The following is a 22577-nucleotide window of genomic DNA, read 5'->3' as shown; positions in this document are numbered from 1 at the left end:
AACATTTTCTTCGGCTTTTATTTATATGTTAAAAGTCAAAACTTATTTAATACCACGGCGCATTTTTTCTGCTAATAAAGTGTTGTTTAATACCATAGTGATTGTTAATGGACCAACGCCTCCTGGAACTGGAGTAATAGCGCCAGCAACTTCTTTAACTTCTTCAAAATCGACATCGCCTTTTAATTTTCCATTTTCATCAGGTGTATTACCTACATCGATGATGACAGCACCTTCTTTAACCATATCTTTTGTTACTAATTCAGGTTTACCAACTGCACTTACGACAATATCTGCATCTTTAACAAAACTTGCCATATCTTTTGATCTAGAATGCAAAATAGTCACTGTAGCATTTTGTTGTAATAACAGTTTAGAAACAGGTTGACCAACGATATGACTTCTACCGATTACTACTGCATTTTTGCCTTCAATATCAATATCTGCATGTTTTAAAATTTCCATAATACCAAGTGGTGTACATGGTACAAATGTTTGTTCATCAATATATAACTTACCAATATTACTAGGGTGGAAACCGTCTACGTCTTTTTCAGGATTAATAGCTTCTAATACTTTTTGTTCACTTACCTGCTCTGGAAGAGGGACTTGAACAAGAATGCCACTGACAGAATCATCATTATTCAAACGTTCTAATTCAGATAACACGTCTTGTTCAGATGTATCTTCATCTAAATGAATAATTTCAGAAATCATACCAATCTTTTCAGCGGCTTTCTTTTTTGATTTCACATAGCTTAGGCTGGCACCGTCATTACCAACTATTATTACAGACAATTTTGGTGTATAACCTTTTGTTTTAAGCTCTTCCACTTGTTCTTTTAATCCTTGTCTATAATCTTTTGCGATTTGTTTACCATCTAATAGCTTTGCTACCACAATATCTCCTCCTAATAATTTAATAACTTAACTTTAACATTAATAATACGTCATTTAATAGCTAAAAGACGTAAATTTAATTAAAATTTTCAATCAAAGTTCGATTTTTGATTGAAAAAGCATATAATGATTGTTATGCTATATCTGTAATATACAACTTAAAGACAAATAAATCCAAAGTTTTGAAAGGGTGTACATTGTGAAAGTTGCAGTCATTATGGGTAGTTCTTCCGATTGGGAAATTATGAAAGAAAGTTGCAATATGCTTGAAGAATTTGGAATTCCGTATGAAAAAAAAGTAGTTTCAGCACATCGTACGCCACATTTAATGGTAGATTTTGCAAGTCATGCTGTTAATGACGGCTACGACTTAATTATTGCTGGTGCAGGTGGAGCAGCACATCTACCAGGTATGGTTGCTTCAATGACTACATTGCCAGTTATAGGCGTACCTATAGAATCGAAAAGTTTAAAGGGCTTAGATTCACTATTATCAATCGTTCAAATGCCTGGTGGAATTCCAGTAGCGACAACAGCAATCGGTAAATCTGGCGCTAAAAATGCAGGTATATTAGCAGCGAGAATTCTCGGTATTAGTCATTCTTCAGTTCGTAAAAATTTGGAAAATTATGAAAAATCTCTCGTACAAAAAGTGGAGGAAATGCAAAATGAACTTCAATAAATTATCATTTGGCGCTACTATTGGCATCATCGGAGGCGGCCAACTAGGTAAAATGATGGCGCAATCAGCACAAAAAATGGGATATAAAGTTATTGTTTTAGATCCTAATATTGATTGTCCATGTAGATATGTTGCCCATGAATTTATACATGCTGAGTATGATGACGAAAAAGCGTTACAACAACTTGGAGATAGATCAGATGTCATCACTTATGAATTTGAGAACATATCAGCTAACCAACTTAAATCGCTAACAGATAAATATAATATTCCTCAAGGTTATCAAGCGATTGAATTACTTCAAGATAGATTAACTGAAAAGCAAACTTTGGAGCAAGCGGGCACGCAAATTGTTCCTTATACCTCTATAAAAAATAAAGATGATTTATCAAATGCCGTATCAGAATTAGGTTATCCATTTATAGTTAAAACACGTTTTGGTGGATATGATGGAAAAGGACAAGTATTGGTCAAGGCAGAAGAAGATTTAGAAGAAGCAGAAACTATCATATCGAAACAAGAATGTGTAGCTGAGAAATTTCTGGAAATTGATAAAGAAGTTTCACTTACTGTTACAATCGGCAATCATCAACAAATCACTTATTTCCCACTACAAGAAAATGAACATAGAAATCAAATTTTATTTAAAACAATTGTTCCAGCAAGATCTGATAAAACTGAAAGTGCAAAGAGAGAAGTAGAGAAAATAACTAACGTAGTTCACTTTGTCGGCACTTTTACTGTTGAATTTTTCATTGATGAAAACAATCACTTATATGTTAATGAAATTGCACCTAGACCACATAATTCAGGACATTATTCTATTGAAGCATGTGATTATTCACAATTTGATACACATATATTAGCAGTAACTGGACAATCATTACCCCAGCAAATTGAAGTTTTAAAACCAGCAGTAATGATGAATTTATTAGGTAAAGATTTAGATTTATTAGAACATGAATTTGGAGAACATCCAGAATGGCATGTACATATATACGGTAAATCTGAACGTAAGCCAAATAGAAAAATGGGCCATATGACAATACTAACTAATGATATCGATGAAACTGAAAAAGATATGTTAAAGCGTTTTGAGGGGAGAGAAGGTTAATGTCATTACTATATGAAGGTAAAGCAAAACGAATTTATTCTACCGATAAACCTAATGAATTAAGAGTGGAATATAAAGACGAGGTCACTGCTGGTAATGGTGCTAAAAAGGATGCGATGCTAGGCAAAGGGAAATTAAACAATCAAATTACTTCTATTATATTTAATTATTTAAACGAAAATGGATTGAAAAGTCATTTTATAAAACAATTATCAGAAACAGAGCAACTTGTAGAATCAGTGAAAATTATTCCATTAGAAGTCGTAGTTAGAAATATAGCAGCAGGCTCTATTACTAAAAGATTAGGTTTTGAAAAAGGTTACGTTTTTGATGAGCCATTAGTCGAATTCTTCTATAAAAATGATGATTTAAATGATCCGCTTATCACTGAGGATCACATTAAATTAATGCATATTGCTAATAACGAACAAATCGACACTTTAAAATCAATGGCATTAGATATTAATACAATATTATCTAAATTAATGAATGAAATGGAATTAAGACTTGTTGATTTCAAGATTGAATTTGGCATTACAGAAACTGGAAATATTTTATTAGCTGATGAAATTTCTCCAGATACATGCAGAATATGGGACAAATATTCTGATACAAATTTTGACAAAGATGTATATCGAAATGACACTGGATCACTAATTGAAACGTATCAATCATTTTTAAATAAATTGGAGGATTTAAAATAATGAAAACTATTGAATTACACGTAACGTTACAACCACAGGTATTAGATACACAAGGACAAGCATTAAACAGAGCTGTTCATGATTTAGGTTATAACCAAGTGAATGATATTCGAGTAGGAAAGTTATTATATATGACTGTCGATGAAGCAACTGATGAGGCTGTAGATAACATTATTACAACATTAAGTGAAAAATTATTTGCTAATACAGTTATTGAAGAATATAGCTATAAAGTGATTGATGAAAAGGAGAATGCATAACATGAAATTTGCTGTTCTTGTATTTCCAGGGTCAAACTGTGATAGAGATATGTATAATGCTGCAATTAAATCAGGTGTTGAAGCGGAATATGTTGATTATAGAACTACCTCTTTAGAAGGGTTCGATGGTGTACTTATTCCTGGTGGATTCTCTTTTGGAGATTATTTAAGATCAGGTGCTATGGCAAGTGTAGCTCCAGTCATCAATGAAGTGAAAAGATTAGCAAATGAAGGTAAACCAGTACTCGGGGTATGTAATGGTTTCCAAATTCTAACTGAAATTGGTTTACTACCTGGTGCATTACTTCATAATGATTCACATTTGTTTGTTAGCAGAAATGAATCACTACGTGTAGTTAATAATCAAACACCCTTCACTAATTTATATAACGAAGACGAAATTGTTGTTTATCCTGTGGCACATGGAGAAGGACATTACTATTGTAATGAAGAAATTTATAAGGATTTAAGCCAAAATAATCAGATTATTTTGAAATATACTGATAATCCTAATGGGTCATATGATGATATAGCAGGGATAGTTAATAAAGCAGGAAATGTTTGTGGTATGATGCCTCATCCAGAAAGAGCAATGGAATTATTATTAGGTACTGATAGTGGCGTCAAATTATTTGAAGCAATGGTAAATAGTTGGAGGGAACAAAATGTCTAAATTTATCGAACCAAGTATTGAAGAGATTAAGTTAGAAAAGTTATACCAAGATATGGGATTAAGCGATAAAGAATATGATAAAGTTTGTGAGATTTTAGGTAGAGAACCTAATTTTACTGAGACAGGTATCTTTTCAGTTATGTGGAGTGAACATTGCTCATACAAACATTCAAAGCCATTTTTAAAACAATTCCCAACAACAGGTGAACATGTATTAATGGGACCGGGTGAAGGTGCAGGGGTTGTAGATATTGGTGACAAACAAGCAGTAGTATTTAAAGTTGAATCTCATAACCATCCATCTGCTATAGAGCCGTATCAAGGTGCAGCAACTGGCGTAGGTGGTATCATCAGAGACATTGTTTCCATAGGCGCTCGTCCAATAAATTTATTAAATAGTTTACGTTTTGGTGAATTATCAAATAAACAAAATCAAAGATTACTTAAAGGTGTCGTTAGTGGTATTGGTGGTTACGGTAATTGTATTGGGATACCAACAACTGCCGGAGAAATTGAATTTGATGATCGCTATGATGGCAACCCATTAGTTAATGCGATGTGTGTAGGTATTATCGATCATGACATGGTGCAAAAAGGGACAGCTAAAGGTGTAGGAAATTCTGTTATTTACGTAGGATTGAAAACAGGCCGAGATGGTATACACGGTGCTACATTTGCGTCTGAAGAATTAACAGAAGAAAGTGAAAGCAAAAGACCATCTGTACAAATTGGCGATCCATTTGTTGGTAAAAAATTAATGGAAGCAACTTTAGAAGCTATCACTTTTGATGAATTAGTTGGTATACAAGATATGGGTGCAGCTGGATTAACTTCATCATCTTCAGAAATGGCTGCTAAAGGTGGAAGCGGTCTTCATTTAAAATTGGATCAAGTTCCTACAAGAGAACCAGGTATTTCTCCATATGAAATGATGCTATCTGAAACACAAGAAAGAATGTTACTAGTTGTAGAAAAAGGAACAGAACAAAAATTCCTAGATTTATTTGAAAAACATGAATTGGATAGTGCGGTAATCGGAGAAGTAACTGACACTGATCGTTTTGTATTAACGTATGAAGATGAAGTATTTGCGGATATACCTGTTCAACCATTATCTGATGAAGCACCTGTTTATGTTCTTGAAGGTGAAGAAAAGGAATACAACACTTCTAAAAATGATTACAGTCAAATTGATGTTGAATCTACATTCAATCAATTATTAAATCATCCTACAATTGCTTCAAAAAAACATATGTATGAACAATACGATCAACAAGTCGGTGCAAATACGATTGTTAAGCCAGGTTTACAAGCTTCAGTTGTTAGAGTAGAAGGAACGAATAAAGCCATTGCTTCAACAATTGACGGGGAAGCACGCTATGTATTCAATCAACCTTATGAAGGCGGGAAAATGGTGGTTGCTGAAGCGTATCGCAATTTAATTGCTGTCGGTGCGACGCCATTAGCTATGACAGATTGCTTGAATTATGGTTCACCAGAGAAAAAAGAAATTTATCAACAATTAATTGATTCTACTAAAGGTATGGCAGAAGCATGTGACGTATTAAATACACCAGTTGTATCAGGAAATGTTTCTCTTTATAACGAAACTAGAGGTACCTCTATATTCCCAACACCTGTAGTAGGTATGGTTGGTTTAATTGAAAATATTGATTACTTAACTGATTTTAAACCTCAAGCTGGAGATAAACTTTATTTAGTTGGAGAAACCCGTAATGATTTTGGTGGCAGTCAACTTGAAAAATTAATATATGGTTCAGTCAATCACGAATTTGAATCTATCGATTTAAGTAAAGAAGTTGAAAAAGGAGAAGCCATTAAAGAAGCCATTAGAAATGGAATTGCATCACATGTGCAAACAGTAGGTAAAGGTGGCCTATTAATTACATTAGCTAAAATGAGTGCTTATTATGATTTAGGACTTGAAGCTCATGTAAATGTATCTAATCCACAATTATTTAGTGAATCTCAAGGTAGATATATTGTAGCGGTTAAAGCAAATCAATCTTTAAATATTGATGGTGCTATTGAAATTGGTCAGTTAACACATACAAATCAATTTAACGTATCAAATGAACAAACTAAAATTACCAAAGAAGTAACGGATATTAAACATGTTTGGGAAGGAGCAATTCACCAATGTTTAACTACTCAGGATTAAATGAGGAATGTGGTGTCTTTGGCATATGGAATCATCCTGATGCAGCACAATTAACTTATATGGGGCTGCATAGTTTACAACATAGAGGACAAGAAGGCGCCGGTATTGTAGCTTCTAATCACGAAAAATTAGTTGGTGAAAGAGGTCTTGGCTTACTAACGGAAGCAATTAAAGATAATCAATTAGCTAGATTAAAAGACTATAATCACGCCATAGGTCACGTCAGATATGCAACTTCTGGAAATAAAGGCATTGAAAATATACAACCATTTTTATATCACTTTTATGATATGAGTGTTGCGATATGTCATAACGGTAATCTGATTAATGCTAAATCTTTAAGACAAAATTTAGAAAAACATGGTGCGATATTCCATTCTTCTTCTGATACAGAGGTAATCATGCATTTAATACGAAGAAGTAAAGCACCAACATTCGAAGAAGCACTTAAAGAAAGCTTACGTCAAATTAAGGGTGGATTCACTTTTGCTATCCTTACGAAAGATGCATTGTATGGGGCTGTTGATCCTAATGCAATTAGACCGTTAGTAGTTGGGAAAATGCAGGATAATACTTATATTATAGCTAGCGAAACATGTGCCATTGATGTACTTGGTGCTGAATTTGTTCAAGATATACATGCAGGAGAATACGTCATTATTAACGATGAAGGGGTTCATGTTAAATCTTATACACGACACACTAATACGGCTATTTCAGCTATGGAATATATTTATTTTGCAAGACCAGATTCTACTATTGCAGGAAAAAATGTTCATGCCGTTCGTAAAGCATCTGGTAAGCGTTTAGCACAAGAAAGTCCTGTAAAAGCAGATATGGTTATTGGTGTACCTAATTCTTCATTGTCAGCAGCTACTGGTTATGCAGAAGAAATTGGACTTCCATATGAAATGGGGCTTGTAAAAAATCAATATGTTGCTCGTACATTTATACAACCTACCCAACAATTACGTGAGCAAGGTGCAAGAGTTAAATTATCTGCAGTTAAAGATATCGTAGATGGTCAAAATATTATATTAGTCGATGACTCAATCGTACGAGGTACTACATCTAAACGAATTGTCAAAATGTTAAAAGATTCAGGTGCAAATGAAGTCCATGTCAGAATTGCTTCTCCTGAATTCATGTTTCCAAGTTTTTATGGCATTGATGTGTCAACAACTGCTGAACTCATATCAGCTAGTAAATCACCTGAAGAAATTTGTGAGTATATTGGTGCTGATTCACTTGCTTATCTTAGCGTAGATGGATTAATTAAATCTATTGGTTTAGATTATGATGCACCATATCATGGCTTATGTGTAGAAAGTTTCACCGGAGATTATCCAGCAGGATTGTTTGATTATGAAGAAAATTATAAAAAGCATTTAAGTAAACGCCAAAAAGAATATATTACTAAAAATAAACATTATTTTGATAGTGAGGGAAATATAAATGTCTAAAGCATACGAACAATCAGGTGTTGATATTCACGCAGGTTATGAAGCGGTAGAAAGAATGTCTAGTCATGTTAAACGAACATTGCGTAAAGAAGTTATTGGAGGATTGGGTGGTTTCGGTGCAACATTTGATTTGTCCCAACTTAATATGAAAGCACCTGTACTTGTATCGGGTACAGATGGTGTTGGTACCAAATTAAAATTAGCAATCGACAACGACAAACATGACACTATTGGAATAGATGCAGTTGCAATGTGTGTCAATGATATCTTAACAACGGGTGCCGAACCACTATACTTCTTAGATTATATTGCAACACATAAAGTCGTGCCTGAAATTATTGAACAAATAGTAAAAGGTATCAGCGATGGATGTGAAGAAACCAATACAGCATTAATAGGTGGAGAAACAGCTGAAATGGGCGAAATGTATCACGAAGGTGAATATGATTTAGCCGGATTTGCTGTTGGTGCAGTTGAAAAAGAAGATTATATTGATGGATCAGCAGTCAAACCTGGACAAGTCATCATCGGGTTAGCTTCGAATGGTATACACTCAAATGGTTATAGTCTTGTTAGACAATTAATCAAAAAGTCAGGTATTAATTTAAACGATTCGTTTGGAGATAGTACCTATTTAGAAACGTTTTTAGCTCCTACTCAATTATATGTTAAACCGATTCTTGAATTGAAGAAACATGTCTCAATTAAAGCCATGAATCATATTACAGGTGGTGGATTCTATGAAAATATTCCACGATCATTACCTGAAGGACTTGCAGCGGACATAGATAGTCATGCTTTTCCAACGCCAGCTATTTTTGACTGGTTGCAAAAAGAAGGAAATATAAGTACAGATGAAATGTATAACATTTTTAACATGGGTATTGGCTACACTGTCATTGTGAATGAAAATGACAAAGAGCAGGCTTTAAAAGTGTTAAAAGAACAAAATATAGATGCGTATGAGATTGGTCGTATTATCAAAGATGACCGTAAACCAATTCACATTCAGGGGGTATAAATGTGATTAAAGTAGCGATTTTTGCTTCTGGTTCTGGTAGCAATTTTGAAAATATAGTACGACAAGTACAAAATGGAAATTTATCGCATATTGAAATTTCAGCACTATATACAGACCATAATGACGCATACTGCATCGATCGTGCGAAAGCATTAGGTATCAAAGTACATATCAATGAACCGAAAGACTTTGAATCTAAATCACAATATGAAAAACACTTACTGACATTATTATCCGAAGAAGAGGTTCAATGGATAATATTAGCAGGTTATATGAGATTAATAGGACAAGATATATTAAATGCGTTTCCACATAAAATTTTAAATATCCATCCTTCATTATTGCCGAAATTTAAGGGGATTGACGCAATAGGACAGGCATATCGTAGTGGAGATATTGTAACAGGATCTACAGTACATTATGTTGATAGCGGTATGGACACGGGAGAAATTATTGAACAAAGACAATGTGATATTAAAACGGACGATACTAAAGAAGACTTGGAAGAAAGAGTTAAACAATTAGAATACGAATTATATCCGAGCGTTATTGCAAAAATCATTCAATAGAGGAGTATTACAAAACAATGAAAAAAGCAATTTTAAGTGTTTCAAATAAAAGCGGTATTGTTGAATTTGCAAAATCATTACACTCTTTAGGCTATGAACTTTATTCAACAGGTGGTACAAAACAAATTTTAGAAGAAGCTCAAGTTGATGTGAAATCTGTTACAGAACTCACACAATTTCCTGAAATCATGGATGGGCGCGTTAAAACATTACATCCTGCAGTTCACGGAGGCATATTAGCTGATAGAGATAAACAAGAACATTTAGATCAATTAAAAGAGCAACATATTGATCTTATAGATTTAGTTGTTGTTAATCTTTATCCATTTCAAAAAGCAGTCGAAAATCCTGATGTATCGGAAGATGATGCAATCGAAAATATAGATATTGGTGGTCCGACGATGTTAAGAGCTGCAGCTAAGAATTTTAAACATGTCACTACAATTGTTCATCCATCAGACTATAACGAAGTGATTAGTAGAATCAAAAACAATCAATTGGATGAAGCATACCGTAGATCACTAATGATTAAAGTATTTGAACATACGACTCAATATGATGAAGCAATTGTTAATTTCTTCAAAGATAATAAAGAAACATTACGTTACGGAGAAAATCCACAACAATCAGCTTATTTTGTAAGAACATCTAATGCTAAACATACTATTGCAGGTGCTAAACAATTACATGGTAAGCAATTAAGTTATAACAATATTAAAGATGCAGATGCAGCGCTGTCATTAATAAAGAAATTTGAAGAACCAGCTACAATAGCTGTTAAACATATGAATCCGTGTGGCGTCGGAATTGGAAAATCTATAGAATTTGCTTTTCAAAATGCATTTGATGCAGACAATCAATCGATATTCGGTGGTATTATTGCGCTAAATCGTGCAGTGACGGCAGAATTAGCTCAAACGTTACATTCAATCTTTTTAGAAGTAGTTATCGCACCAAAATTTACAGATGAAGCGCTAGAAATTTTGACTCAAAAGAAAAATATTCGATTATTAGAAATAGATACTACGATTGATAGTAGAGAAGAGGAATTTGTATCAGTATCTGGTGGATATTTAGTACAGGATAAAGATAATTACGAAGTTAGTCGTGAAGACATGAAGGTTGCAACTGAAGTTCAACCCACAGAAAAGCAGTGGAATGCAATGTTATTAGGTTGGAAAGTTGTAAGTGCTGTTAAAAGTAATGCTGTTATCTTAAGTAATGAAAAACAAACAGTAGGTATTGGTGCGGGCCAAATGAACCGAGTTGGATCAGCTAAAATTGCATTAGAAAGAGCAATAGAAATTAATGAGAATGTAGCTTTAGTATCTGACGGCTTTTTCCCGATGGACGATACAGTAGAATTAGCTGCTAAAAATGGCATTAAAGCAATTATTCAACCTGGTGGTTCAATTAAAGATCAAGAGTCGATAGATATGGCAAATAAATATGGAATTACAATGGTAATGACAGGTATGCGTCATTTTAAACACTAAAAGTTAAAACATGAAGGGAGTAAATTCATGAACGTACTCGTTATAGGTGCTGGTGGTCGTGAACATGTATTAGCAAATAAATTAAATCAATCTCCATTAGTTGATCAGGTGCATGTTATACCTGGTAATGAAGCTATGGTAAATGTTGCACAAATTCATACAGATATTAAGGAAAATGATAATGAAGATATTTTAGAATTTGTAACTCAACATCAAATTGAATGGGTCGTGATTGGGCCTGAACAACCACTGATTGATGGTCTGCCTGATTTATTAAGAGAACATCAAATTAAAGTATTTGGGCCTAATAGTGATGCTGCTCAAATAGAAGGATCTAAGTCTTTTGCAAAGAGAATTATGGATAAATATCATATTCCAACAGCTCAATATAGAGAAATTGATAATAAAGACGAGGCATTAACATATGTTAATCATTGCGATTTACCAATTGTGATTAAAAAAGATGGTTTAGCAGCTGGTAAAGGGGTAGTTATAGCTACCAATCGAAATGATGCTAAAGAAGCTGTGAATCAAATGTTTAGTGAGGACTCTGGTACAGTAGTATTTGAGGAGTTCTTAGAAGGTGAAGAGTTCTCAGTCATGACCTTTGTTAATGGTAAAAGAGCTATACCTTTTGATTGTATTGCGCAAGATCATAAGCGTGCATATGATAATGACGAAGGACCTAATACGGGTGGTATGGGTGCATATTGTCCAGTACCACATATTAACCAAGATATACTAAAAAGAACGAATGATGAAATAGCTCAACCTATTGCTAATGCAATGGCTGAAGAAGGTTATCATTTCTTCGGTTTGTTATATATCGGAGCTATTCTTACCGAAGATGGACCAAAAGTCATTGAATTTAATGCAAGATTTGGCGATCCAGAAGCACAAGTATTATTAACACGTATGAAAAGTGATTTGATGGATCATATCATCGCTCTAGATAAAGGTGACGAGATTCATTTAGAATGGAAAGATGAATCTGTAGTTGGTGTGATGTTAGCCTCTAAAGGCTACCCAGGTCATTATGATAAAGGGCATAAAGTAAGTGGATTCGAATTGAATCAGAACTATTATGTAAGTGGCTTGAAAAAAGAAAATAATCAATACGTTAATTCAGGAGGTCGTGTCATATTAGCTATAGGACAAGGAGACAATTTAGCTAAAGCACAACAAGAAGCCTATAAAAATGTTGAAAAAATTAATAATGATAATTTATTCTATAGAAACGATATTGGTAATAAAGCACTAAAGTAATGACACCGTACTCTGATTAACAGTTTATAAAATGCAAAAAAGGTCCGGGACATAAAGTTCTTGGACAAATGAAAAAAGGTAATTTCTATTGAAATAATATAGAAATTACCTTTTTTCATTGTTATTTTGATTATTTTCAGCTCGTTGAGCTACTACATTAATCCAAAAAATGGTTCTACATCTATTTTCCTTTGACTATAGATTACTTTCGTTATAGTCCCAATTTTGAGTATTAAACATGTAACTTTTATATTTTTAGCTTTACCTTTAATAAACATGCCATAAGTTATCAATGATGTTTGATTAAATTCATCTATGATTACCAATTAATTAGACTCATGTGTGGGAATAATAATTGAAGTTCCCATTGGTAATGTAAGTTGAGTCTTGTTTTAGTCTTTATACAGAAGACTCTTCGTTAATTAAGTTTAGTTGTGTTTACTAAATTATACGAAAGAGTTTTTTTGAGTATATTAGCGTAAAATTACATATAAATACGTAGTATTTATGGCAAGACTCCTGAGGGAACAGTACAAGTTGAAGACCTTAGAAATCCCCACAGATTTATCTGTGTAGAATTTCTGGCTGAAACTGTACCATCGGAAGGGACCCAACACAGAGAAACTGATTAAATCAGTTTCTACAAGCAAAGCAAGTTGGGCATAGCGTAGCCATACAATACGAAGTATTGGATATAAAGAAAGCACTAAGATGATTAAAATAGATCACCTTAGTGCTATTATTTTGGGAGTTATTTCCCAGCCTAGTTACTTTTTTATGTGAATTGAATGGATAAAATAAATTATTCTAATTTACCTATACGAACATCATGAATGCCTGTGATAGGAAATGTAGTAGATAAATAATAAGATAGCCCAATGATGACTAATAAACTCAATATAAATATAAGATCTTTATATGAGAAAGGTGCTCTATAGTAATATGTTCTAGGCCCATCTTTAAATCCTTTAGATTCCATTGCAACAGATAATTGATGGGCACGTCTAATATTCTGACTTAATAATGGAATAATTAAATGTTTTAATCGTTTAAATCCTCGATAATTTGATTTATCGATAATTTGGTATCTCATTTTTAAAGAACGTCTTAATTGAATTAATGAACTAATAATTAATGGAATCATTCTTATTGCAGCCATAAATGCATATGCTACTTTAGGTTTGACTTTTAAATGTTGCATTAAACTATAAAAAATCATAACAACTTGTGAAGTTAATGCAATTAGAATACCAAACATAGATACTGTAATCGTACGAAGTGATAAATGAATACCGCGAACAATACTTTCTGTACTAATTTGAATAATTCCAAATTTAAACAATATGTGATTTCCATCACCGTATAAAATCATAAATAATGATGATAGTAAGGCAAAGAATGTAGTTACTAATATAAAAGTACCAGTTATTTTAAATTCAGTTCCATTAAATATAATTAAAAAAATGAACATAAGTGTTACGATATATATCATGAAATCAAAGTTATGAATAAAAATAATAAAGAAAAATAACAGAACACCTAATATAAGTTTGGTAATAATATTAACATCATCTACGAAGGTATGTCGGATTTTCCAGTGTTCAAACATGTTGTTCACCTTCAATCTCTGTTAATTGCTTATTATTAATCGCCCATCTCCTAGTTGGATAGCGCTTAATGATTTCAGGGTCGTGCGTTACCATAATAATGCTTTGTCCTTTAGAAACTCTTTCTTGAAACAGTTCGATTAATTGGAAAGTATTATGGCTATCTAATCCAAATGTAGGCTCATCAAGTAAGATGATGTCTGCATCAGAACTTAACGCTGTTGCAACGCTTAATCGACGTTTTTGTCCCATTGAAATTTCATAAGGGTGTTGATTTTTTACATTAGTTAAATTAAGCAATTCTAATAGTTGTAATGTTTTCTCATCTGCATGAGTTGAATCTAAATGATTATAATGAATAAAAATTTCTTCATATACTGAATTAGTAATAAATTGTAGTTCTGGATTTTGATATACAAGATACATATGTTGGGATGCATCTTTGATTTTACGTAATTCTTGATTTTGGTATGTCATTATACCTTTGTATTTAATTAACTGTAATATTGACTCTAATAAAGACGTTTTACCAGTACCATTTTTTCCAGTAATTGTAATCCATTCCCCAGAATTTATTGATAATTGGTCTACTTTAAATAAAGTTTTCTTACTACGAAGTATTTCTCCATCATTAAATTTAAATAATTGTTGTTGTGTAGATGGCGTTATTTTTTTCGGTTCTGGGGCATAATTCCATGCTTTAGGATGCCATACTCCATATTCACTTAGCAGATGTTCAAAATGTTGTAAAATATGTTCTGGACTACCATCAGCGATAATTTGACCTTCATAGTTCATCAATAGGACTCTATCTACATGTTGCCAAATATGTTCTACTTTATGTTCTACAATCAGAACCGTTTGATCTTGCCATAGGTCTATTAGTCGCTGCCATAAATCTTCTGTAGCTTCTACATCTAACATAGCAGTAGGTTCATCTAAAAATAGGGTATCAGCTTGTTGCAAAATTGTTTCTACAATTGCTAGTTTTTGTTTCATGCCGCCACTTAGATGATTAATTTGTGTTGTTTCATTTACATTTAAGTTTACTGAGTTTAATGCATTTTCAATAGCTTCATCCATATCTTTTCTAGGAAGTTGTCTATTCTCTAATACAAAAGCTAATTCTTCATAAACTTTAGGCATACAAAATTGTGTATCTGGATCTTGAAAAATAACGCCATTATGGTCATTGATTTCTAAAGTGTCATATTTCATAGGTAATTCAATTAATTTTGGTACGATGCCACTTAATACATGGAGTAGTGTACTTTTACCAGAACCAGAAGGGCCGAGCAATAATACTTTTTCTTTGTCTTTAATTTCTAAATTAAGATCATCGAATATTTTTCGGTGACCATTTGGGTACTTCAAACGTAAATTTGTAACTTTTAGCACTTTAAAATCCCCTTATAATGAATCGTAGTCATCTTTAGATGCGGGTCTAAATAATTTAGTTACACCAGTTTGATCCAATGCTTTTACTAATAAGTAAGAAAGTAAACCAGATAAAATGATGCCACTAAGTGCACGAAAAACAATAAATAAAATTAAATTCCAACCGGCAACTTCGTTTAAATAACCGTAATAGTAATCGACAGGGAATGAAATAAGTGCTGTAACCAATCCAGCTAAAATAGCAACCATAACTGAACGAGATTGATATTTAAAGATAGCGAATACAATTTCGCATGCTAAACCTTGTAAAAGTGCATATACGATTGTCGGAATATCAAATTTCCCCATAACAATTGTTTCACCAGCACCAGCTGCAAATTCAGCGAGTAAGGCGATACCTGGTTTAGGTATAATTAAATAACAAACTACTGCAGCCATAAACCAAACGCCATACGTTAATTGTTCAAGATGTAAGCCAGCAACTTGAGCAACATTGTAAAACAACCACCATAAATTATAAATGATTGCAAAAATAACAGAGATAAGCACTGTCACTAGTATCTCAGAAAGTTTTAAACCTTTTGACATAAAAAACATCCTCCTAAAAAAACGCACAACCTTCTCTAGGAAAGTTGTGCGCAAAACATAAGAATATGTCTAAACATACGTTTATATCTTCTGTTAGTTACACTTTCCTACGCTAGTATCTAGCTAGATCAGGTTCAAAGGGTTTGAGGGTTAACCTCATCTCAGTTCAAAACACCCCTAGTGCGTTCATTAATTTAATTTGTCTTTAATGTAAGTTTTTTCGTGAAGAATGTCAAGGCGGTATAGAATATAAAAGTATAAATTGATGTTAATTTAATATACTTTTAGACAACAAATACAATTCAAGAAAAATGAAGATTTTAGAACAATAATTTTAAAAGAAAGGGTATTTCAAATTAATTTATCAAAATAAAAAAACTATGTAAATAGTATAACCTATCTACATAGCTTTATTTTTAATTCACTACACGTGCCTATCTGTATAATTAAAATTTAGTCAACTATTAGTTTAATGCATCGTCGATATCTTTTTTAGTTTGCTCAATATCATCAGATTTATTTTCTTTTTGCTCTTTTAATTTTTCTTCTGCTTCTTTTGCTTTTTCAGCTGATTTTTTATTTAATTCTTCGTTACTCATAATAAATCCACCCCTAATTGTGTTTTATTTGTTTACATACTACTTTTACCCAGTTATGCTAATATTAAACTTTTCTAGGTCTATAGATGTATTTAGTGATTTATTAAAGACAAGAAGAAGTTCTTCATATATAATAACTTTTGAGGTGAATAGTATGTCTTTTCTTAAGAAACACACCGAGATTATATTTAGTTATATTATCGGTATCGTTTCACTTTTCACAGGACTCATTATATTAATCAATTTACCACTTATTAAACAATTAAATGGTGATAAGAAGGTAAATACTCATGTACATAATATATGGGAATTCCTGAATGCATTTTTCGCTGAAATCATAAAAGTGATGAGTAGATTTATAGGGAGCTTCCCAATAATAAGTGCCATTATCATTATTTTATTTGGTATCTTAGTTATGTTACTCGGTCATACATTATTTAGAACAATTAAGTATGACTATGATATTTCTATTTTCTTCTTAGTTATAGGGATTATGTATTTCCTAATAACTTTAATTCTAATGATGCAAGTATATGGTTTCTTCGGTATCGTATTTATTATTCCATTCATCATTCATATCGGTTATATCGTTTATAAAGATGAATTAAATAGTAATAATCGAAAAAGTCACTATATGTGGATAATCGTATCATATGGTATCAGCTATCTTATTACACAAATTGCATTGCATGGTCGTATTGACTCTAATGAAATTGAATCTATTGATATTTTAAGTGTGAATACATTCTTTATCATCATGTGGTTATTAGGACAAATGTCTATTTGGAACTTCTTATTCTTAAGACGAGCTTTACCGCTAACGAAACAAGAATTAGGGGAAGAAGAACCAGAATTATCAAGAACAAGTAAAGGTAACGTTTCAAATCAAACTAAAGTTCACTTAAAACAACTTCAAGATAAGACAACAGAATATGCACGTAATACTAGAAGAAGTGTCGATTTAGAAAAAATTAGAACTAAAAGAGATAAGTTTAAAGAAAAAGTTAAAAATATTGTTGATATCCAGGAAGATGATATTCCAAATTGGATGAGAAAACCTAAATGGATTAAACCAATGTATGTTGAAATATTCTGCGGTGTAGTTATTTTCTTCTTTACATTTTTAGAATTTAACAACAGAAACGCCTTATTCTTATCAGGTGAATGGGAATTATCTCAAACACAATATGTGATTGAATGGGTAACATTGTTATTGCTGTTATTTATTATCATTGTATATATTGCGACAACATTAACTTATTTCTTAAGAGGTAAATTCTATTATCTTCAATTATTTATGGGAAGCATTTTATTCTTCAAATTATTAACCGAATTTATGAATATTATGGTTCATGGATTATTATTATCAGTGTTTATTACACCGACGCTATTACTAATGTTAATTGCAATCATAATTGCATACTCATTGCAATTAAGAGATAAACCAAAATAATACAATTGAAGTTATGCATGAAATAGATATGTATCGTTAACAATAATAATACGTATTTTTGAGCGGGTTACAGTTCCTTCTTATTAAAGATTGAATTGTGATACCGCTCTTTTTTTGTTAGAAAATAGGAGTAAGATGAAAAATTTGTTAAAATAGCGATTGAATTAAAATATTTACTTGTTAGCTTATAAAAATTAAAGTATAAGGCTTGATTGTGAATTTAAATTAATTTCCCGTAGAAATATATTAAAAGAGAGGTAAGTTAAGTATATGAAAATAGCAACTTTAAATAGAGGAAAAGAAACAAAATACCATAATCAATATCCACTAATAGACGAAGATGATATTTATGCACATGATCACCTGAAAGAGGGGGATTTATTCAAATTAGTAGATGGTAGGGAGCAATATATCGCAACCGCTTATGTAGGTCGACAACATAAAGGTTTAGGATGGGTGTTAAGTTATAATCCTTCTGAAGATATTAATACTGCTTTTTTCAAAAGACTATTCGAACAGGCATTGACTGAAAGAGAATATTATTACCATATTGATGGAACAAATGCTTTTAGATTATTTAATGCTGAAGGCGATGGTGTCGGAGGATTAACAATTGATAATTATGATGGGAACTTGTTAATACAATGGTATTCAAAAGGAATTTATAAGTACCGTTACTATATTTTAGAAGCAATAAAATCAACATTTGAGTATCAATCTATCTACGAAAAAATGCGTTTCAAAGATACAGAGTATACTGGTGGATTTGTTGAAGGAGAACGTCAGACATTCCCAATTGTTATAGAGGAAAATTTCACATTTTATAATGTTGACTTAGAAGATGGATTAATGACTGGTATATTCCTAGATCAAAAAGAAGTAAGGAAAAAATTACGTGACCAATTTTCTGAGGGACGTCATATTTTAAACGTGTTTAGTTATACTGGTGCATTTTCTGTGGTAGCTGCACAAAATGCTTTATCAACAACAAGTGTAGATTTAGCTAATCGTTCAAGAGGATTAACAGAGGAAAACTTTGGACTAAATGCGATGGACCCTAAATCTGAATATATTTATGTTATGGATACATTTGATTTTTACAATTATGCCAAAAGACATGGTCATCAATATGACACAATCGTTATAGATCCACCAAGTTTTGCACGTAACAAGAAAAAAACATTTTCTGTTCAAAAAGATTACGATAAATTAATTGACGGTGCTTTAGACATCTTATCTGAAAAGGGAACATTATTGTTATGTACGAATTCTAGTGTATTTTCACTTAAAGCATTTAAAAATGTAATTAAAACGACTTTAGATAATGCTGAAGTTGAATATGAAATTAAAGAAGTTATGGGATTACCTAAAGACTTTAAAACACATCCTCACTACAAACCTTCAAAATATTTAAAAGCGATTTTCGTTAATATTGTGCATTAAATATTTATAAACTGGGTATATAGTCTTAATGAAATATGAATCTGGGAAGGGGAATAAGATGAGTATTAGAAATAAAGTGACTAACAAAGTTACTAATACTGTTGGTAACAGAGTTTTAAATATTGAAGAAATTAAAGAAAAAAGTAATTTACCAGTAACTCAAAGTGAATTACAAGATAGACGAGAATCAGCGGAAAAACTCGTTAAAAAGAAATCTATATTATCATCTGGTATAAGTGTTGTACCTATTCCAGGTTTAGATTTTGGTGTTGATATCAAATTAATGAGAGATATCATAAGCGATGTAAACAAAATCTATGGATTAGATCATAAACAAGTTAATTCATTAAGCGATGATGTTAGAGAACGTATTATGTCAGCAGCAGCTATTCAAGGTAGTCAATTCATTGGTAAAAAATTGACTAATGCGTTGATGAAAGTAGTTATCAGAGATGTTGCTAAAAGAACAGCTGCTAAACAAACGAAATGGTTCCCATTTGTTGGACAAGCAGTTTCAGCGTCAATTAGTTATTATTTCATGAATAAATTAGGCCAGGATCACATTGAAAAATGTGAAAAAGTCGTCAAAGATTTACTTTAAAGACTATAAATTGTTATAATTTTGTAGAAATATACTGAAACCGGTTTTAAAGAAATTGAATTTAACTATTGGTTTTGGTAAAGTTAAAGTATAAAAAATTATGTTAGATTGTAAGTATATTGAAGATTCTAACTTATAGAAGGAGAAATAAATTTATGGAACAAAAATCATATGTAATTATCGACGAAACAGGAATTCACGCTCGCCCAGCAACAATGTTGGTACAAACAGCTTCAAAATTTGATTCAGATATTCAATTAGAATACAACGGTAAAAAAGTTAACTTAAAATCAATTATGGGTGTTATGAGTTTAGGTGTTGGTAAAGATGCTGAAATTACAATTTATGCTGACGGTAGCGACGAAACAGAAGCAATTGAATCAATCAGTGATGTCTTATCAAAAGAAGGTTTAACTAAGTAATATGTCTAAATTAATTAATGGTATTGCGGCATCTGACGGTGTAGCAATCGCTAAAGCATACTTAATAGTTGAGCCAGACTTAACTTTTGACAGCAGTGAAACAATCACTGATGTTGAAGGTGAAACTAGCAAATTCAATAACGCTATCGAAGCATCTAAAATTGAATTAACTAAAATAAGAAATAATGCAGAAGTTCAATTAGGCGCTGATAAAGCAGCTATTTTTGATGCACATTTACTTGTTTTAGATGATCCAGAATTAATTCAACCAATCCAAGATAAAATTAAAAATGATAAAGTTAATGCTGCGACAGCATTAAATGAGGTTACTACTCAATTTATTACTATTTTTGAATCTATGGATAATGAATATATGAAAGAACGTGCTGCTGATATTAGAGACGTTTCTAAACGTGTTTTAGCACATATTCTTGGTGTTGAATTACCAAACCCAAGTATGATTGATGAAAGTGTTGTTATTATTGGTAATGACTTAACACCTTCTGATACAGCACAATTAAACAAAGAATTCGTTCAAGGTTTTGTTACGAATATTGGTGGCAGAACAAGCCACTCAGCAATTATGAGTCGTTCTTTAGAAATCGCTGCTGTTGTAGGTACAAAATCAATCACTAAAGAAGTGAAACAAGGTGATATGATTATTGTCGATGGTTTAACAGGTGATGTTATTATCGACCCTACAGAAGATGAAGTAATTGCTTATCAAAATAAACGTGAACGTTTCTTTGAAGATAAACAAGAATTACAAAAATTACGTGATGCAGATACTGTATCTGTAGATGGTGTTCATGCTGAATTAGCAGCTAACATCGGTACACCAAATGATTTACCAGGTGTAATTGAAAATGGTGCACAAGGTGTTGGATTATATCGTACTGAGTTCTTATACATGGGTAGAGATCAATTACCTACTGAAGAAGAACAATTCGAAGCTTATAAAAAAGTATTAGAAACTATGGAAGGTAAACGTGTCGTTGTTCGTACATTAGATATTGGTGGCGATAAAGAATTACCTTACTTAGACTTACCTGATGAAATGAATCCATTCTTAGGTTACAGAGCGATACGTCTTTGCTTAGCACAACCCGATATTTTCAGACCACAATTACGCGCGTTATTACGTGCCTCTGTTTATGGTAAATTAAATATTATGTTCCCAATGGTTGCAACTATCAAAGAATTCCGTGATGCTAAAGCTATGTTATTAGAAGAAAAAGAAAATCTTCAAAACGAAGGTTATGATGTATCTGATGACATTGAAATTGGTATCATGGTTGAAATTCCAGCCACTGCAGCTTTAGCTGATGTATTTGCTAAAGAAGTTGATTTCTTTAGTATCGGTACAAATGATTTAATTCAATACACATTAGCTGCAGATCGTATGTCAGAACGTGTATCTTACTTATACCAACCATACAACCCTTCAATTTTACGTTTAGTTAAACAAGTTATTGAAGCTTCTCACAAAGAAGGTAAATGGACAGGTATGTGTGGTGAAATGGCAGGAGACGCAACTGCAGTGCCATTATTATTAGGTTTAGGATTAGACGAGTTCTCAATGAGTCCTACATCTATTCTTAAAGCTAGAAGACAAATTAATGGCTTAAGCCAAAACGAAATGTCAGAATTAGCAAATCGAGCTATTGATTGTGCTACACAAGAGGAAGTTATCGAATTAGTTAATAACATTTCAAAATAATATATATTAAAAAGCAACTAGGGCAATTAATTTTGCTCTAGTTGCTTTTTTGTTTGTTCATTCAAGATTATTTAATATTAAAAGCATCATTAATTTTATCCATATCAACTTGATACATAGGTTGGTTATCTAACAATATAAATGGGGTAGCAAATGCATCATAATCCATCATTTCAATACGATATTGATTATTTTTAATGTTTTTTTCTATAAAATCAACATTATTTGCTTTTAGATGATTTTTAACAAATGTACAAGGTGGACAATCGTCTTGAGTATATAATGTTATCTGTGACATCGAAAATTTCCTTTCTCTTAAATTTGTATAGACTTATCTTATAGATAAATTCTTAAAATATCAATGGTGTGAACATTGTGTGTCTTTTAATAAATTTTATATCAAAATTGTAAGCAGA

Annotated in this window: 22 protein-coding genes, 1 pseudogene and 1 riboswitch; of the genes and pseudogenes, 16 read left to right on the top strand and 7 right to left on the bottom strand. The window is 32.1% G+C overall.

Annotation, left to right across the window (positions count from 1 at the left end):
* Positions 1–42: 42 nt before the first annotated feature.
* Positions 43–900 (bottom strand): bifunctional methylenetetrahydrofolate dehydrogenase/methenyltetrahydrofolate cyclohydrolase FolD, encoded by an 858-nt coding sequence (gene folD / locus N524_RS0102260; protein WP_029055544.1) that lies wholly within the window; start codon positions 898–900, stop codon positions 43–45.
* Positions 901–1099: 199 nt separating this feature from the next.
* Here folD and purE point away from each other — a divergent pair, with 199 nt between their 5' ends.
* The 11 genes from purE to purD are packed head-to-tail and all read left to right on the top strand — an operon-like array spanning position 1100 to position 12330.
* Entirely contained in the window at positions 1100–1582 is a 483-nt protein-coding gene (gene purE / locus N524_RS0102255) for a 5-(carboxyamino)imidazole ribonucleotide mutase (RefSeq protein WP_017637034.1), read from the top strand.
* On the top strand, positions 1569–2696 hold the full coding sequence (purK, locus tag N524_RS0102250) for a 5-(carboxyamino)imidazole ribonucleotide synthase (protein WP_029055543.1): 1128 nt from the start codon (positions 1569–1571) through the stop codon (positions 2694–2696). Before purE ends, purK begins: the two co-directional genes overlap by 14 nt.
* Positions 2696–3400 carry a phosphoribosylaminoimidazolesuccinocarboxamide synthase gene (purC, locus tag N524_RS0102245; protein ID WP_017637036.1) on the top strand — a complete coding sequence of 235 codons (705 nt, stop codon included), beginning with the start codon at positions 2696–2698 and terminating at the stop codon, positions 3398–3400. Before purK ends, purC begins: the two co-directional genes overlap by 1 nt.
* Positions 3400–3660, top strand: coding sequence for a phosphoribosylformylglycinamidine synthase subunit PurS (purS, locus tag N524_RS0102240; protein WP_017637037.1), 261 nt, complete (start codon positions 3400–3402; stop codon positions 3658–3660). The genes purC and purS overlap by 1 nt, the downstream gene beginning before the upstream one ends.
* A 1-nt stretch (position 3661) precedes the next feature.
* Positions 3662–4333: a phosphoribosylformylglycinamidine synthase I gene (purQ, locus tag N524_RS0102235; protein ID WP_017637038.1), complete on the top strand. Its 672-nt coding sequence runs from the start codon at positions 3662–3664 to the stop codon at positions 4331–4333.
* Positions 4326–6515 (top strand): phosphoribosylformylglycinamidine synthase subunit PurL, encoded by a 2190-nt coding sequence (gene purL, locus N524_RS0102230; protein WP_029055542.1) that lies wholly within the window; start codon positions 4326–4328, stop codon positions 6513–6515. Before purQ ends, purL begins: the two co-directional genes overlap by 8 nt.
* Positions 6494–7978: an amidophosphoribosyltransferase gene (gene purF / locus N524_RS0102225; RefSeq protein WP_029055541.1), complete on the top strand. Its 1485-nt coding sequence runs from the start codon at positions 6494–6496 to the stop codon at positions 7976–7978. The genes purL and purF overlap by 22 nt, the downstream gene beginning before the upstream one ends.
* Positions 7971–8999: a phosphoribosylformylglycinamidine cyclo-ligase gene (purM, locus tag N524_RS0102220; protein ID WP_029055540.1), complete on the top strand. Its 1029-nt coding sequence runs from the start codon at positions 7971–7973 to the stop codon at positions 8997–8999. Before purF ends, purM begins: the two co-directional genes overlap by 8 nt.
* A 2-nt stretch (positions 9000–9001) precedes the next feature.
* Entirely contained in the window at positions 9002–9568 is a 567-nt protein-coding gene (gene purN, locus N524_RS0102215) for a phosphoribosylglycinamide formyltransferase (RefSeq protein ID WP_029055539.1), read from the top strand.
* 17 nt (positions 9569–9585) lie between these two features.
* Complete coding sequence (gene purH, locus N524_RS0102210; protein WP_029055538.1) at positions 9586–11064, top strand: bifunctional phosphoribosylaminoimidazolecarboxamide formyltransferase/IMP cyclohydrolase; 1479 nt, start codon at positions 9586–9588, stop codon at positions 11062–11064.
* A 27-nt stretch (positions 11065–11091) separates the two neighbouring features.
* Positions 11092–12330, top strand: coding sequence for a phosphoribosylamine--glycine ligase (purD, locus tag N524_RS0102205; protein WP_029055537.1), 1239 nt, complete (start codon positions 11092–11094; stop codon positions 12328–12330).
* On the opposite strand, the pseudogene N524_RS13115 reads toward purD, so the two are convergent.
* The 5 genes and pseudogenes from N524_RS13115 to graF all read right to left on the bottom strand — a co-directional run.
* Positions 12294–12656, bottom strand: a pseudogene (locus N524_RS13115) (hypothetical protein); the annotation flags it as partial. The gene purD and the pseudogene N524_RS13115 sit on opposite strands and share 37 nt — an antisense overlap.
* 476 nt (positions 12657–13132) lie before the next feature.
* Positions 13133–13939, bottom strand: a complete 807-nt coding sequence (locus tag N524_RS0102195; RefSeq protein WP_017637045.1) for an energy-coupling factor transporter transmembrane component T family protein — start codon at positions 13937–13939, stop codon at positions 13133–13135.
* The gene (locus tag N524_RS0102190) at positions 13932–15335 is read right to left on the bottom strand and encodes an ABC transporter ATP-binding protein (RefSeq protein ID WP_029055536.1); all 1404 of its coding nucleotides are present in this window, start codon (positions 15333–15335) and stop codon (positions 13932–13934) included. Before N524_RS0102190 ends, N524_RS0102195 begins: the two co-directional genes overlap by 8 nt.
* Before the next feature lie 12 nt (positions 15336–15347).
* Positions 15348–15923, bottom strand: coding sequence for an ECF transporter S component (locus N524_RS0102185; RefSeq protein WP_029055535.1), 576 nt, complete (start codon positions 15921–15923; stop codon positions 15348–15350).
* 87 nt (positions 15924–16010) lie between these two features.
* A riboswitch (TPP riboswitch) is annotated at positions 16011–16112 on the bottom strand.
* 275 nt (positions 16113–16387) lie between these two features.
* On the bottom strand, positions 16388–16522 hold the full coding sequence (gene graF, locus N524_RS13340) for a glycopeptide resistance-associated protein GraF (protein WP_017637048.1): 135 nt from the start codon (positions 16520–16522) through the stop codon (positions 16388–16390).
* Between the two features lie 154 nt (positions 16523–16676).
* On the opposite strand from graF, the gene auxA reads away from it, so the two are divergent.
* The 5 genes from auxA to ptsP all read left to right on the top strand — a co-directional run bounded on the left by auxA (position 16677) and on the right by ptsP (position 22161).
* A complete protein-coding gene (gene auxA / locus N524_RS0102175; protein ID WP_029055534.1) occupies positions 16677–17975 on the top strand; it encodes a lipoteichoic acid stability factor AuxA in 1299 nt (432 codons plus the stop codon).
* Positions 17976–18245: 270 nt separating this feature from the next.
* Positions 18246–19418 carry a class I SAM-dependent rRNA methyltransferase gene (locus N524_RS0102170; protein WP_029055533.1) on the top strand — a complete coding sequence of 391 codons (1173 nt, stop codon included), beginning with the start codon at positions 18246–18248 and terminating at the stop codon, positions 19416–19418.
* A gap of 58 nt (positions 19419–19476) precedes the next feature.
* Positions 19477–20019 (top strand): hypothetical protein, encoded by a 543-nt coding sequence (locus tag N524_RS0102165; RefSeq protein ID WP_029055532.1) that lies wholly within the window; start codon positions 19477–19479, stop codon positions 20017–20019.
* A gap of 155 nt (positions 20020–20174) precedes the next feature.
* Positions 20175–20441 (top strand): phosphocarrier protein HPr, encoded by a 267-nt coding sequence (locus N524_RS0102160; protein ID WP_017637706.1) that lies wholly within the window; start codon positions 20175–20177, stop codon positions 20439–20441.
* Between the two features lies 1 nt (position 20442).
* The gene (ptsP, locus tag N524_RS0102155; RefSeq protein ID WP_017637705.1) at positions 20443–22161 is read left to right on the top strand and encodes a phosphoenolpyruvate--protein phosphotransferase; all 1719 of its coding nucleotides are present in this window, start codon (positions 20443–20445) and stop codon (positions 22159–22161) included.
* A gap of 67 nt (positions 22162–22228) precedes the next feature.
* Here the strand turns inward: ptsP and N524_RS0102150 are convergent, their stop codons facing one another.
* Positions 22229–22459 carry a glutaredoxin family protein gene (locus N524_RS0102150; RefSeq protein WP_017637704.1) on the bottom strand — a complete coding sequence of 77 codons (231 nt, stop codon included), beginning with the start codon at positions 22457–22459 and terminating at the stop codon, positions 22229–22231.
* Between the last annotated feature and the right edge of the window lie 118 nt (positions 22460–22577).

Source organism: Staphylococcus sp. URHA0057, assembly GCF_000620265.1.
Lineage (GTDB): Bacteria > Bacillota > Bacilli > Staphylococcales > Staphylococcaceae > Staphylococcus > Staphylococcus pasteuri.
This window is presented reverse-complemented; position numbering and strand designations above follow the sequence as displayed.